Origin of the sequence: Okeania sp. SIO3B5 (genome assembly GCF_010692555.1) — a bacterium.
In the GTDB taxonomy this organism is placed as follows: domain Bacteria; phylum Cyanobacteriota; class Cyanobacteriia; order Cyanobacteriales; family Microcoleaceae; genus Okeania.
In genome coordinates this window covers 1-13,533 of sequence record NZ_JAAHHG010000268.1, presented here as the reverse complement: position 1 = coordinate 13,533, position 13,533 = coordinate 1, and the positions used below count along the sequence as shown (strand labels likewise).

At 34.4% G+C, this 13,533-nt stretch carries 12 protein-coding genes; 5 read left to right on the top strand and 7 right to left on the bottom strand.

Going from position 1 to position 13,533, the window contains the following annotated elements; translation table 11 throughout:
• Nucleotides 1-257: 257 nt before the first annotated feature.
• Nucleotides 258-872 carry a hypothetical protein gene (locus tag F6K54_RS27545; protein ID WP_293084761.1) on the top strand — a complete coding sequence of 205 codons (615 nt, stop codon included), beginning with the start codon at nucleotides 258-260 and terminating at the stop codon, nucleotides 870-872.
• Nucleotides 873-1,008: 136 nt separating this feature from the next.
• Nucleotides 1,009-1,443, top strand: a complete 435-nt coding sequence (locus tag F6K54_RS27540) for a hypothetical protein (protein WP_293084758.1) — start codon at nucleotides 1,009-1,011, stop codon at nucleotides 1,441-1,443.
• A 23-nt stretch (nucleotides 1,444-1,466) separates the two neighbouring features.
• On the opposite strand, the gene F6K54_RS27535 is transcribed toward F6K54_RS27540, so the two are convergent.
• The 7 genes from F6K54_RS27535 to ccsB all read right to left on the bottom strand — a co-directional run bounded on the left by F6K54_RS27535 (nucleotide 1,467) and on the right by ccsB (nucleotide 11,053).
• On the bottom strand, nucleotides 1,467-2,885 hold the full coding sequence (locus tag F6K54_RS27535) for a protein kinase (protein WP_293084755.1): 1,419 nt from the start codon (nucleotides 2,883-2,885) through the stop codon (nucleotides 1,467-1,469).
• Nucleotides 2,886-3,940: 1,055 nt separating this feature from the next.
• Entirely contained in the window at nucleotides 3,941-4,525 is a 585-nt protein-coding gene (locus tag F6K54_RS27530; protein ID WP_293084752.1) for a rhomboid family intramembrane serine protease, read from the bottom strand.
• A 602-nt stretch (nucleotides 4,526-5,127) separates the two neighbouring features.
• Nucleotides 5,128-7,416, bottom strand: a complete 2,289-nt coding sequence (locus F6K54_RS27525; RefSeq protein ID WP_293084749.1) for a DNA phosphorothioation-associated putative methyltransferase — start codon at nucleotides 7,414-7,416, stop codon at nucleotides 5,128-5,130.
• A gap of 17 nt (nucleotides 7,417-7,433) precedes the next feature.
• Nucleotides 7,434-7,652, bottom strand: a complete 219-nt coding sequence (locus F6K54_RS27520) for a hypothetical protein (protein WP_293084746.1) — start codon at nucleotides 7,650-7,652, stop codon at nucleotides 7,434-7,436.
• 107 nt (nucleotides 7,653-7,759) lie between these two features.
• A complete protein-coding gene (locus tag F6K54_RS27515; protein WP_293084743.1) occupies nucleotides 7,760-7,921 on the bottom strand; it encodes a hypothetical protein in 162 nt (53 codons plus the stop codon).
• 1,089 nt (nucleotides 7,922-9,010) lie between these two features.
• Nucleotides 9,011-9,340, bottom strand: coding sequence for a KGK domain-containing protein (locus F6K54_RS27510; RefSeq protein WP_293084740.1), 330 nt, complete (start codon nucleotides 9,338-9,340; stop codon nucleotides 9,011-9,013).
• A 657-nt stretch (nucleotides 9,341-9,997) separates the two neighbouring features.
• Nucleotides 9,998-11,053, bottom strand: coding sequence for a c-type cytochrome biogenesis protein CcsB (gene ccsB / locus F6K54_RS27505; RefSeq protein ID WP_293084737.1), 1,056 nt, complete (start codon nucleotides 11,051-11,053; stop codon nucleotides 9,998-10,000).
• A 214-nt stretch (nucleotides 11,054-11,267) separates the two neighbouring features.
• Here ccsB and F6K54_RS27500 point away from each other — a divergent pair, with 214 nt between their 5' ends.
• From F6K54_RS27500 to F6K54_RS27490, 3 genes are all read left to right on the top strand, one after another.
• Nucleotides 11,268-11,456 (top strand): hypothetical protein, encoded by a 189-nt coding sequence (locus F6K54_RS27500; protein WP_293084734.1) that lies wholly within the window; start codon nucleotides 11,268-11,270, stop codon nucleotides 11,454-11,456.
• Between the two features lie 1,178 nt (nucleotides 11,457-12,634).
• The gene (locus tag F6K54_RS27495; RefSeq protein ID WP_293084731.1) at nucleotides 12,635-12,919 is read left to right on the top strand and encodes a helix-turn-helix domain-containing protein; all 285 of its coding nucleotides are present in this window, start codon (nucleotides 12,635-12,637) and stop codon (nucleotides 12,917-12,919) included.
• Nucleotides 12,810-13,533: transposase (locus tag F6K54_RS27490; protein ID WP_293084729.1), on the top strand; the 724-nt coding region annotated here is incomplete at its 3' end. The genes F6K54_RS27495 and F6K54_RS27490, both read left to right, overlap by 110 nt.

The following is a 13,533-nucleotide window of genomic DNA, read 5'->3' as shown; positions in this document are numbered from 1 at the left end:
GCAGAACAATCTTGGGAAAATTCTTACTCCTACCTCCTCGCTCCCAAGCCATTTCTCCTGTCTCCCCCTCCTGGGAGGGGCGAGGGGTGGGTTGTCTCCTGACTCCTACCTCAACAAAAAGACTTTTGAGCGCAAACCCTAATTAATAATTACCTCTCCTTGAAATTCTTATTACTTCTTACTTTTGACTTTTGACTTTTGACTTTTGAATTTTGACTTATAAAGGAGAGGCTTTAAACCTTAATTATTCGGTAAAAATGGATTACGAACATCTCAAAAAAGCAATTCAGTTATTAACAAATGCTACCCAACAATTAGAAGATATTGTCAGTGAAAAATCGACAAGTCAAGCTAATCATCAAACAGTTGAATTTGCTAAAGAAACTATCAAAAAAGCTATGGCAGAAATCTCTGCTGCCATTAATCCTCCCATCATAAATCATATTCCAGATGAATTTTTAGTCAAAGCAAAAAGTTTAGGTATTCCCTTAGATGATATTGAGGTTCTAGTCGCTATTTCTGAACATCATCCTAGTCAGTTATTAGGTGTATTAGCAGAAATTGAAAATCGAGCTGAAAATATCAGACGTAGACGAGAATATTTTCTCTTACGATTACCAGAAATGCCAATAGAAAAATTAGGTTCTCGACTACCAATTATCAAAGCTAGTGATCTGAATTGGCCGAAAGAAACTATTTCTCAAGAATATCGAGAGGCAATTAAAGCTAAATATAAAATTAATCGACTGATGAAAAAACGACCTTATTCTAGGGCAACAATTTTTGAAAAAATTAAACAAGCAGAGGCAATTTTTGCCGAATCTCAAGAACGGGAAAATGAGTCTGGTTTTGATGAAGAAATTCCATTTTAAATTTTTCTATGCTCCCATAAAAAAGGTAATATTAATGAATTTAAACAGTTAATATCATCTCCGCTTAATTAATGACAATAAAGCTCTTATACTAATTTGATAAAATATTGCTACATTATCAAGTATAAAAATTCTGATGAAGATTGCTCAAATAACATATAAAAAAGCAGAAATTCAATTATCGCTTGAAGATATAGAAATTTTTCAAAATATTCTTAAAGAAGTTCAGCTTGTCCTAGAAGACGGTGGTTTTGAAACAAGAGTTACCGTATCTCCAAGGCTAGCTAGTGGTTTCTTTGAATCTATTCTGCAAGAAATTAAAGAGTCTGGTGAAAGCCAGATAATAATTAGCTTATCCAAACTTGAAATCGTTCTATTAAATAACTTGTTAAATGAAGCTAGTAATGGCATAAAAATTCCCAATTTTAAGGAAAAAATAGGAGTAGAGCATAAGGAAGTCAAAAATATTTTAAGTTTGGTAAATAAAGTAATAAATGAAATGGATTCCTTAAAGGAAAGCAGAAGAGCTTCAATTTTTTCGCAGATACAAATAAAAAAATTTAAGAGGTAATTCTAAATTCTAAATTCTAAATTCTAAATTCTTGAACATTGTTTTTTATTAGCTAAAATCCAGCTTTTTAACCCTAATGCAAAAGCAGAATTACTATCTATTTTTAAGGAGCGATCGCATACTATTAATGCTTCCTTCCATCTAGACATTTTTGCTAAACTCCAAGCAAAGTTAGCCTGTATCCAGGATTCTTCTGGAGATAATTTTACAGCTTTTTCTAACTGTTGAACTGCCTGTATCCAATTTTCTTGACGACAATTAATCAATCCTAAAACTCCATAACCTCTACCATCATTGGGATTAATTTTAATAGCTCGCTCGGCAGCAAAAATACCTTGGCGATCGTCAATATAAACTAATATCATTGCCAACTCTACTGCTGCTATGCCATTATCGGGTTCTTTTAACAAACATTGTTGATAAGCAGTGACTGCTTCTGTCAAATTTCCTTGTTTTAAAACCTTTCTAGCTTGCCTTAATTCTTGAGAAATAAACTTATCTTTAAGGGCATCAATTAATTCCTCAGCACTTTGAAAACGTTCCTCTATTTCCATCTTCATTCCTGTTAAAATAATTTGTTCTATTTCGGGACGAATCGATGGTTCTATTTGCCGTGGAGAAATCAAAGTTTCTGAACTTAATCTACCAGGTGATGCTACTGGTAATTTACCTGTTAAAGCATGATAAATTGAAGCACAAACAGCATATAAATCTGTACTAGGATTGGGTTTGCCGAAGTTAGTATATTGTTCTATTGGTGCATATCCAGGCGTCAGCATGGAGGTCATTTTATTAGTGAAACCTGCCAAAAATTCTCTGGCGGAACCAAAATCAATCAGGATAGCCTTATCTAGGGAATTAATAATAATATTATCCGGTTTAATATCGCGATGTAGGAAGTTATTGGCATGAACCAATTGTAAAGCTTCGGTTATTTGAATAAAATATTTTTTGACAATATTTTCTGGCAGTTTACCTTTTTCTTGCAAAATTTTAGATAGAGGTTTACCTCTGACAAATTCCATTACTAAATAAGCTGTATTGTGAGCTTCAAACCAATTAATGACTCTGACAATATTGGGATGGATACATTTTTGTAAATATTCTGCTTCTATCTTAAATTTTTGGATTTGTTCCTGCTTAATTTTGGCAGTAATAGAGGGAGGCCAAATAATATTTATGCCATGTCTCAGAAATTTATCTGGGCAAAGTTCTTTAATAGCAACATCAGTAAAATTTTCTAAATCAGTTGCTTTGTAAGTAATGCCAAAACCACCCTCACCTAATGTTTTTTCTATTCTATATTTACCTTGCTGGAGTAAAGTGCCACTAGGAAGTTGATATCCTACAGAATTTATATTAGTTAAAGGGCAACCACAAGCGAGGCAGGTAATGGCAGTATCAGAATTTTCTGCGCCACACACTGGGCAGTTTATCGACATTTTTTTATCCTTATTTTACTGAAGAAGGAAGGCTTCAACAATTAATAATTAATAATTAATAATTAATAATTAATAATTAGGGCTTGCTGAAAAAGTCTTTTTGCGCTCGACTGGGAGTAGGGAGTAGGGAGTAGGGAGTAGGGAGTAGTGAAAACTCAAGAGGAATCAGGGGTTGTAGAAGACATACAAAAGAAAAATTATCCCAGGCCCAAGTCTACCCTATTCTTACCCAAATACTTAATTTTTGAGCATTCTTAGGGGAGTTCAGGGGTATTTTTTCACTACCTAAAAAGCCTAAAACCAATATCAGTAAAGACTTTTATATTTAATCAGCAGAGCAATAATTAATAATTGTTGAAAGTCAGGGCTAATTCATTGTCGCCAGAGAAAAATATTGAGGAGTACAAGTTTGGTCATATTGTCAAGTATTTCATAGTCTTTTCCCCTAAATTATCATACTTATCCAATAATAAAAAATAAAATCAATTATCCCAAAGAAATTATCAATTCTTCCCTTCCACCGGAGGGGGAGGGGCGAGGGGTGGGTTCCCTACTCCCTCTTTTCTGATAGCAAGAGTGATTGTTCTGCCCCCCTCACCCGAAAATCCGCTCCTTTATGCAGCTCTTTGAGCTAAAAACCTGGTACAATTTCTAGACCAAAAAAGGCTAAAAGCTTTATCTGTAAATGCTTTTAGATTTAATCAGCAAGCCCTAAATATGCCAGCGCACATTGCTATACTTTTTCAATACCTAAAAAGGCTAATATAAGCATTCAGCTATTAGCTGAATGCTTACCGAATTATTAATTATTAATTATTAATAATTAAACAATTCTGGTTTAAAGCCTCCCCTTTTAAGGGGAAAAAAGCGGTTGAGGGATGGATGGGTTTCCTAACCATATCCAATCAACCAAGAGAAGAAATAATATTTCCTTATTTTCAATTCCGTAACGGTTTTAACCAGAGGTAATTATCAATTATCAATTATCCATTATCCATTATCAATTAATGAAAAAGACTTTACATATCAGTGCTTTGAGATTTAATCAGCAAACCCTAAGTATTTTTTTTACGTTTACCCAAAAGTTGAGCTGCGAATATTCCACCCAAAAAACCAAATAAGTGTGCTTCCCAAGAGATATTAGGATCGGAAGGCAAAATACCCCAGATTAAACCACTATAAAGAAAACCAGCAGTTAAGGCGAATATTACTGATAGAACACTGAAATCAAATAAACTTCGGAGTAGCAAAAACCCAAAATAACCAAAAATTAATCCACTTGCACCAATATGAACAGAATTAGGAGCACCGACACACCAAATACCTAAACCACTAACTATTATAGTAACGATACTCACAAAGAAAAAATCATCAAATCCCCGTAACATAATTAACCAACCGAGAATAATTAATGGGGGAATATTAGCCATTAAGTGAGCATAACTACCATGCAAAAATGGAGCTAAAAAAATACTCCTAATTAGTGTAAATCCTATAGAACTTTGAGGATGAATTCCGCCATAATTGTTCAATGTTCCTGCTAAAAGTTCAGAATTAATAATTTGTAAAATCCAAAGGATAGCAATAAGACTTCCTAAAATCGTTACTTGAGTATTTATTTTTTCAAATAATTTATTCATTGCTTTCTAGTTATATTTGACTTAACTATTTTACAGCAGTTATCAAATTGATGAGGTACAAAGTTTTATTGCTCTAGGGAACAGGGAGTAGGGAGTAGGGAGTAGGGAGTAGGGAGTAGGGGTGTTAACGATAGTTATGCGCCGTAGCACACTCCATGAAGGAACTAATCTTTACTGTAGGGACGTTGCATGCAACGTCCCTACCTATTTCCTGTTCCCTAAGCACGAAAATCATAACTAATACCAAATTGATAAATGTTTGCTACAAATAGCTAGGGTATTTCTTAGAATCCAGAATTCAGAATTCAGAATTATGAATGGATATATTTAATACCATTTTTGATGTTGTAAATTATCTTTTTCGTCAAATAGACTTTATTTGAAAGTTTATTTATGATTCTTATTATTCGTAACATTCTTTTTTCAAAATGGTATAAATTCACCAACGCCGAGAAATACTATAAAACATCTTCAGTCAATAGCTTATTCATTCCTGATTTATAGCATTACAAGAATTGGTTAGGAAATTTTCCCATCCTGTTCGCTGAAGGTTTCCGCACCGAAAACCCTATTCCCTATTCCCTATTCCCTATTCCCTAGCGCTATAGTTGTTTTTTTCTTTCTCGTTTCCTAGTAGCATGAGCAGATTTTAATATTTTTAAGCGATAAGGGTTAACATTAGTGCGCCAATAAACACGATGACCTTTAATTTCTGTACAATTTTCTTCTAAACATTTGAGCCAACCAATGCGGTTTTGAATATTTTTCAAGTCATTTAATAGTCCTCTATCTTCTTCTTGTTGTGTGAGTTTAACAAATTTTTCATACTCTGGATAATCTGATGTTACTAAAGCATCTTTTCTATGTAAAATTGGCGGATTATATTCATTTGTATAACTCTGATAACTGACACTTAAATCTCGTAAATTAATGTGCATACTTGTATGCAAAACTGGATGAGCTTCTGTATCAAAGTCGGGATAAAACAAATAGGATATTATCGGTAATTTTGTATGAAATTTAATGATAGTTGCCTCATTTAATCTACCAATTGTACGATTAGCACAACCTTCATAAAGTCGTAATAACGGATCGAGTTTTGCTACAGCAGAAACATGAACTAACAGAGAGTTAGAAGTTTTATAACCAATAGAACTATTTTTACAACATTTATTAATTAATTCAGAATCACCTAAACTAAATAACATTAAATCCGCTAATGTACAGCCTTGAGTGTAATTACCAAATAAAGCTTTAATATCATTTCTGACGACTTCTGCTAATTGGGAAAATTTAGGACGGTTGCCAAATTTAGTTAAAGCTAAATATACTAACAAATCTTGGCGACGTTTATCCGTTATTTTGTCCCATTCTAGAGGATTTGTAGCTTGCAGAATTACTCGAAATGCACGACGAAAACTGCCAAATTCTGCAATTAAATCTGCCTCTTCAGCAATTTCTCCTCTCACCGGAAGACGACCGCGATCGCTCATAAAATTCATCAAAGGAATAAGCTGTTCTTCATAATCTACAAATTTCTGATTTTGAGAGTTAATTCTAGGGGTAGATAAACGAGTTTTTAATCGAGATGCTCGAAAATTTTGTCCCTGTGTTTCATCTCTAAATACAAAGAAAATACCTAAATCTATAGGGATAGAATCTACATTCAAAACTTGGTCAATATAAGACTTTAATTCTTCCTGTTCATAATATTTTTGAAAAGTATTACGAGCTGTAATTATGCCATCTCCATAACCAAGTTTATCCTGGGTTTTATGGTCATCAATTAATACCATAGCGGAAACAATTAAAACTTGTTTAGTCAACTCCCATGCTTTAATCAAAGCCTCCCTACGTTCTGCTAAAGATTCAATTACATTAATTACATAACCAAGATTAACAATATCAGCAGCAATACAAGCATTATCGGGCAAATAATAGGGGTCCCATCCTGCACTTTGATAACCTTTTTGAGCAATATGTTTAATATCCCCACCATAACCACAACCATAATCAAAAAAGGTTGTTCCTTCTGTAAAGAGATTTGCTTCTAAACCTAAACGTACTGGTTTAGAAATTTGTTTACGGGCGATCGCTGCTTTGTGGCGCTCTATTTTGGGAATTGGTATTTCAATAGTATGCTGAATTACATGATGGTCTTTAATTTCAATTCCATGATTTTTTAGGTGTGTTAACCATCCTTGGCGAGTTCCAATTAAGCGAGTATTATCTAACAGTCCTAATTTCACTTCAGCACTTGTCAGTTGAGCAAATTTTTGGTAGTGGGGATAGTCAGTATTCACAAAGGTTTCTTTGCGATGCAGCACAGGGGGGTTTTTACTATTGTGGTAGTTTCTATACTCAACTTTTCCACTATTCATGTTGATGGAAATGCTAGTTTTTAAAGCCGGATGGGGGTGAATATCGAAGTCTGGATAGTGGAGATAAGAAATTGTGGGTTTATCAAAGTTAAATTTAATTAATGTGCTGATTTTTGTATCATCTTTCTGCTGAGAAATTGATTTGAGATATAAATGGTGAGCTAAATTTTCGTAGAGTCGTAATAAAGGATGAAGTTGTGCCACCGCAGAGATATGAATATAGAAAGCAGTTGGTAATTTTTTGCCTATTTTGCTTTGTTGACAGTATTTTTTTATTGCACCAGGTTGGTAAATTTCTAGGAATATCTGGTTAGCATATTCACAGGCATATTGATAAGTTAAAAAATACTTTCTTATCCCATCTATAATTGTCTGAGGCAGGTCTGTTTCTAATTTGATTTTGGGTAATATTTGGAAGTCTTCTATATTTAAAGCCAGATATAGTAAAAGTTCTGAGCAACGTTTTTCTTGAAAATTTTGTGCTTTTTCCATTGCTAAAATATCTCTCATGCCATAGGTTTTAGGTTTTAGGTTTTAGGTTGGTAAATTTCTAGGAATATCTGGTTAGCATATTTACAGGCATATTGATAAGTTAAAAAATACTTTCTTATCCCATCTATAATTGTCTGAGGCAGGTCTGTTTCTAATTTGATTTTGGGTAATATTTGGAAGTCTTCTATATTTAAAGCCAGATATAGTAAAAGTTCTGAGCAACGTTTTTCTTGAAAATTTTGTGCTTTTTTCATTGCTAAAATATCTCTCATGCCATAGGTTTTAAGTTTTAGGTTTTAGGTTTTAGGCGTTAGGTTGGTAAATTTCTAGGAATATCTGGTTAGTATATTCATAGGCAGATTTATAAGTCAAAAAAATACTTTCTTATGTCGTCTATAATTGTCTGAGGTAGGTCTATTTCTAATCTTATTTTGGGTAATATTTGGAAGTCTTCTATATTTAAAGCCAGATATAGTAAAAGTTCTGAGCAACGTTTTTGTTGAAAATTATCTTCATTTTCCATTGCTAAAATATCTCTAATGTCATAGGTATTAGGTAAGCATTTCCTCCGGAATGCTGCGCAAACAGCCGTCAGCTATCAGCCATTAATTTTGGGGAAGGTAAAAGCAACTTTTGAAATTGAGTTTAAATAAAAAGTTACTGCTAAAGTCCCCGGACTAAACCTGAGAAGTAATTAGGGCTTGCTGATTAAATCTCAAAGTATTGACTGATATTGGTTTCAGCCTTATTTTGGCCTTTAAAAAGTGCAAGCTTTTCGGTCTAAAAAGCTCAAAAAGCTAGTATTTTAGGATGATTATGGCAGAAAAATTATTCTTACAAAACTTAGCTCCTACCTCATCTAAATTCCCATTTCTCCTGTCTCCCCCTCCTGGGAGGGGTTAGGGGTGGGTTGTCTCCTGTCTCCTATCCTCACCCATAAGACTTTTTCAGCAAACCCTAATTATTCATTACTTAATTGCTGGTAAGCGTAGCATCCCGCAGGAAATGCTTACGGCATTAAGTTTTAAGTTTTATACCAATTTTATTTGAGCTGGCACAGAATTATTTTTTCCTTCTTCCGTCTTCCTTCTTCCTTCTTTCTTTCCAATAATAAAAAATTAAATCAATTATCACACTCTTATTTATCAATTCTTTACTGAGTAATTAAGGTTTAAAGCCTCTTCTTTTCAAGGAGAGGTAATTATTAATTGTTGAACTCTATTCCCTTTTTATCTTTTCCCTTATGGGTTTAATACCCCACCGTCAACCTATGCTTTATAAACATCTTTCTTAACATAAAAATTGACACGCATAGACAAGTTATGTTCAAGTCTTTAAAAGGTTTTTGTCAGAGAAAAAGTGTACTAAAAAGTACTTTTTTTTTGATAACTTAAGTAGTTTTTCCTATCTAAATTGATTCTTTCTCCTTTCTCCTTTTTCCCCTCCTGGGAGGGGTGAGGGGTGGGTACCCTGCTCCCCTGCTTCCCACAAGGTTTTCAGGAGTTCCTTATAAGGGATAGCCGTCAACGGGGGTGCTTAAAATTGTTTGGGGTTAGATCCCCGTACAATTTTCCCTTATGCCTCCTGCCTCCTGCCTTCTGCCTTCAATGTATTAACTCCACATTCCTACATTCTGTGGCTGTTCATCAGAAGTTAATATGGGGTAAGCTGAGGGTTGAGAAATAGGATCGACAGCTTCAGATAAATCTTTTTCAGTTTCTGGAAAAAATTCTAAACGAAATTTTACCTTTCCTTTTCTCCAATAATCACCAGGTCTTAATAATTGACATTCTAGCCCTTCTTCAAATAAATTTTCCGACTCCAATCTAGCCAAAATCATCGTTATATATTCACTTACTTGAAATGTACATTGAAACATTAAAAGACTAGCACTCGTAGACAAAACATCATCATTATTTAGTAAAGTAACTTCAGATTCCATATTTTATTACCCTAGATTTATCGCCATTAGCACTCAGATTTTTGTTTGCTAATCTTACCTTAATAATTAACGCACATTCTGCACTTTAATTTGTAATATTAAAAGTACTATAAAAATCTGTGGCTTAGTAAGTATTTATACTATATAAATCATCTCAATTACTTTTTTCGTCGATCAAATTCCTAGTAAATAATCTAGTAAATAATTAAACACAAATACTTGCTTGATTAATTACTCAATCACGGCAGCTATGATTTTCTGCTCAAATTCTGTCTCCTGTCTCCTGTCTCCTGACTCCTTATTAAACACTACATTTTGTAGTGCAAAATGTGGGATTAACGCACAACAAGAATTAATTTCTATGCTTAAAATTCATGTTGTACTAGACTGACACGCCTAAAAATGTAGGTTGGGTTGAACGGCAGTGTTAGCGTAGCTTCCCGAAGGGAAACCCAACAAAACCTTACTAATGTTGGGTTTATCCTAACGGATAAGCTCCGAAGATCGTCCCTCAACCCAACCTACACTTATTGCACCATTTTAGCTGTGTCAGTCCAGTACGCCATTAAAACTTACAGCACTTTTTAGGAAGCGTGAAGTACGCTTTTAAGGCTAATCTTTTTTTTCCCTACTCCCTACTCCCTACTCCCTAAAGTCCTAAAAAAACCACCCATAAGAATGTAAACCTTTACCCAAAAGATTTACTCCTAAATAACATACCCAAACTACAAAAAATCCAGTAGCAGCCAAAATAGCAGGTCGTCGTCCTTGCCATCCTTTAGTAATACGAGCGTGGAGATAGGCAGCAAATACCAACCAAGTAATCAAGGCCCAAGTTTCCTTCGGGTCCCAACTCCAATAAGCACCCCAAGCTTCATTGGCCCAAACTGCTCCGGCAATAATCCCAATAGTCAACAAGGGAAATCCTAAGCCGATAATACGATAACTAATGTTATCTAAAGTTTGGGCAATACTCAAACGTTGAGGGGAAAGAGTTTCTTCTGTCTCCACTGCTTGAGTAGGTCTGGCCATTTCTAAAACGGCAGTTTGACTGTGGCCATTTGTTATAGATAGAGGAGAAGATTGATGATTATTCTCAATGTCATTCAGGCTAGCTCCCTCTGTTTGAAGTTGCAAATTTTTTGAGAGCTTCACAGAATGATTATTTCTTCCAGAACGAGTGCCAAAGGAACTGCCACTAAGCTCTACTTTCTGGCCACTGGTAACAATGAGAAAAGCGATCGCCAGTAAAGAGCCCACCATCAAAGTGGCATAACTCAACATCATTACACTGACGTGCATCATCAACCAATTAGATTTTAGAGCAGGCACGAGAGGTTCTGATAACTGCATACCGGAGGGCAAAGTTAGGGCAGCAAAAGCAGTAATACCCATTGCCAAGGGAGATGTAAAAACTCCCACCAGGCGACTTCCACTAATATTTTCAGCTATGAGGTGAATAGTAGTAAGTCCCCAAGTCAGGAAAAATAGAGATTCGTACAAATTACTAATGGGAAAATAGCCAGCTTCTAGCCAACGTGCCCCTAATAGGGTTGCAATACAGAGATTAGCGATCGCTATTCCGGTAGAACCCAAGACTGAGAGATAGGGGATACGAGGAAAAGCGGCACCCACCCAATAAATTAGCATTGTGGCAAACAAGATGGCAAAGGAGATATTGTCCAATGAATTTTGGAGTTTGACTAGATCCATTTATTTTTCTCTAATAATGTATTTCGGTTTATTTATATTCTCGATCTTAACGACTATTGGCAATGTTAAGAAAATATCAAATATTTTTGCGTGATGCTCGATATTGAATCTTAATCCGAAATAATAATCACCCGATAGGATGAACCAACTGAAGGATGTGGTTTTCCACGAGTTAGGAGATGATGAAATTGTAGAGTATTAGGGGTATTTGACTATGTATCATTTCAACTTCAGCCAAACCAATACTAGAAGCCAAGAAGTTTATTGTCAACTTTCAGAAGCAATTTATTTATTAGATATAGCAAAGCAAGCATCTTCTGATGCCACAGCTCTTCATTCAATTCAAACAACTATTGAACAATTAATTAATTTACGAAATCGTGTTAGCGCAGGAGAGCTTTAGGTTTAGAAAATACCTAAATACCATTTCTCAAAAGTTCTGCTACATTTTCTTGGGAGTAGGGAGTAGGGAGTAGGGTTTAAAGGCATAAGATATTTTGGATTAATGCCGATAATCCTCTACATTCATTATTGAATCATTATTATTACTTAATAACTTAAGTTTATTGGAAGTATAGCATTATTTTTGGGAATTGATATCAGAAAAATTGAATTGCTTCAATACAATTAGGTATTCAAATTTAACGGAGTAAGGCAGATAATAATGTGATTATATAACAAGTGCCAAATTATTCCTGCCTTTCCCTTTTTTGTCTTTAATTTTACTTTGATTTAATGGATTTATTTGAGGTATTTATTGTTGATAATTTCTGAAAATTTATATAGCAATTACCATACTGGTGAGGTACAAATTTCTAAGCTTTAGGCAACAGTTCATTAATGGATAATTGATAATTACCTCTGGTTATAGCAATGAGCGCTGGTATATTTACAAATTGTAGGAGGGGCCAAATAGCTAAAAGTCTTATATTATCAGCAATTCATTCCCCCTGTTGCCTGTTGCCTGTTGCCTGTTGCCTGCGCACAGCGCTATAAAACCGAGAGGATTGAACATCAGGAGATATTATTTATTTTTTTTTTCCTTAAAAGAGGAGGCTTTAAACCAGAATTATTTAATAATTAATAATTAATAATTAATAATTCGGTAACAGCTGATCTGGCAACAGGGAATATATAGGAAAAAAGTATTTTTGCAAATATGAGATACACCCCTAAAATTGTTGTTGAGATTGAAAATCATCTCAATTTATCAAAATAATAATTTATCAAAATAATATTGGTCTAAAACCCCGCCTTTTAAGGCGAAATATTTTTTGGAGAGTTGCTCAAATCCCCTACTTCCCCTCCTGGCTCCCCTCCTGGGAGGGGCGGGGGTGGGTTAACTTCTGACTTCTGACTTCTGACTTCTAACTTCGTTAATAAGTGGGCGATCGCTCACAGTAAATCTGTTGTGAACATGATAAAATCTCAGATAAATTTATTGAGTAATTCCCCAACTTGATACGGTCTCGGGGTCTCCCGTTATAATCTTTGATTTAACGGGAGGTGAATTGCCGAGCTGCAAATTAAACAGGTGTCGATTGCTGTTTAAATATAGCACTAAAGAGTAGTATAAAAATTATGATAATTACTCATTGCTACAAAATTAAGCCTACTTGTGAACAGTCAGTCAAAATTGATTGTTGGCTAGAACTGTTGCGAAGGCATTACAATTATGCTCTAGGCCAAAGACTAGATTGGTTAAATAGAACTAGATGTCAAGTTGACCGTTGCTCATTAATTTCATGTTCTATTGGTGAAATTTCTAGTAGACCAGATTATTATTTTCAGCAATCAGCACTTAAACAGACAAAACAGTTATTTCCTGATTACAAGGAAATATCCATACGAAGTTCAACAAATTAATTTACAAAGGCTAGATAAAGCTTGGAAACGTTGGCTAATACCCGATAAAACTGGTAAGCGTGGAGGACGACCAAGATTTAAAAAATCAGGAAAGTTAAGGTCATTTTGTTTCAGTAGAGTTAATCATCCCAAAGCAGTAATTAAATTTGATGGAAAACAAATAATTACTACGAGGTTTGGTGCTATTCCAGTAATAGTTCATAGACCAATTCCAGATGGGTTTACGATGAAAACTGCAACTATAACCAAAAAGGCTGATGGTTATTATGTAAGTTTTACCTTAGAAGATAAGTCAGTTCCTAGTTTAATTTCGACAGAAAATATCAAAACTGCTGTAGGTATTGATGTAGGCTTAAAAGAATTTTTGACTACTAATACTGGTGAGACTGTTTCTGTTCCTAGTTTTTATAGAAAATCTCAATCTAATTTAGCAAGAAAGCAAAAAAAAGCAGCTAGAAAAGAAATTGGGTCTAATAATTGGAAAAAAGCACAAAATAGAATAGCTAGACTACATCAACATATAGCTAGACAAAGAGAAGATTTTCACTATAAGACTGCTCATAAATTAGTTAAAGAATATGACATGATTGCAGTGGAAAACTTAAATATTAGAG

What these genes read in the sequence shown, in the direction of transcription:
- F6K54_RS27545 (WP_293084761.1), top strand. Translation starts at nt 258, where the DNA reads ATGGATTACGAACATCTCAAAAAAGCAATTCAGTTATTAACAAATGCT.
- F6K54_RS27540 (WP_293084758.1), top strand. Translation starts at nt 1,009, where the DNA reads ATGAAGATTGCTCAAATAACATATAAAAAAGCAGAAATTCAATTATCG.
- F6K54_RS27535 (WP_293084755.1), bottom strand. Translation starts at nt 2,885, where the DNA reads ATGTCGATAAACTGCCCAGTGTGTGGCGCAGAAAATTCTGATACTGCC.
- F6K54_RS27530 (WP_293084752.1), bottom strand. Translation starts at nt 4,525, where the DNA reads ATGAATAAATTATTTGAAAAAATAAATACTCAAGTAACGATTTTAGGA.
- F6K54_RS27525 (WP_293084749.1), bottom strand. Translation starts at nt 7,416, where the DNA reads ATGAGAGATATTTTAGCAATGGAAAAAGCACAAAATTTTCAAGAAAAA.
- F6K54_RS27520 (WP_293084746.1), bottom strand. Translation starts at nt 7,652, where the DNA reads ATGAAAAAAGCACAAAATTTTCAAGAAAAACGTTGCTCAGAACTTTTA.
- F6K54_RS27515 (WP_293084743.1), bottom strand. Translation starts at nt 7,921, where the DNA reads ATGGAAAATGAAGATAATTTTCAACAAAAACGTTGCTCAGAACTTTTA.
- F6K54_RS27510 (WP_293084740.1), bottom strand. Translation starts at nt 9,340, where the DNA reads ATGGAATCTGAAGTTACTTTACTAAATAATGATGATGTTTTGTCTACG.
- ccsB (WP_293084737.1), bottom strand. Translation starts at nt 11,053, where the DNA reads ATGGATCTAGTCAAACTCCAAAATTCATTGGACAATATCTCCTTTGCC.
- F6K54_RS27500 (WP_293084734.1), top strand. Translation starts at nt 11,268, where the DNA reads ATGTATCATTTCAACTTCAGCCAAACCAATACTAGAAGCCAAGAAGTT.
- F6K54_RS27495 (WP_293084731.1), top strand. Translation starts at nt 12,635, where the DNA reads ATGATAATTACTCATTGCTACAAAATTAAGCCTACTTGTGAACAGTCA.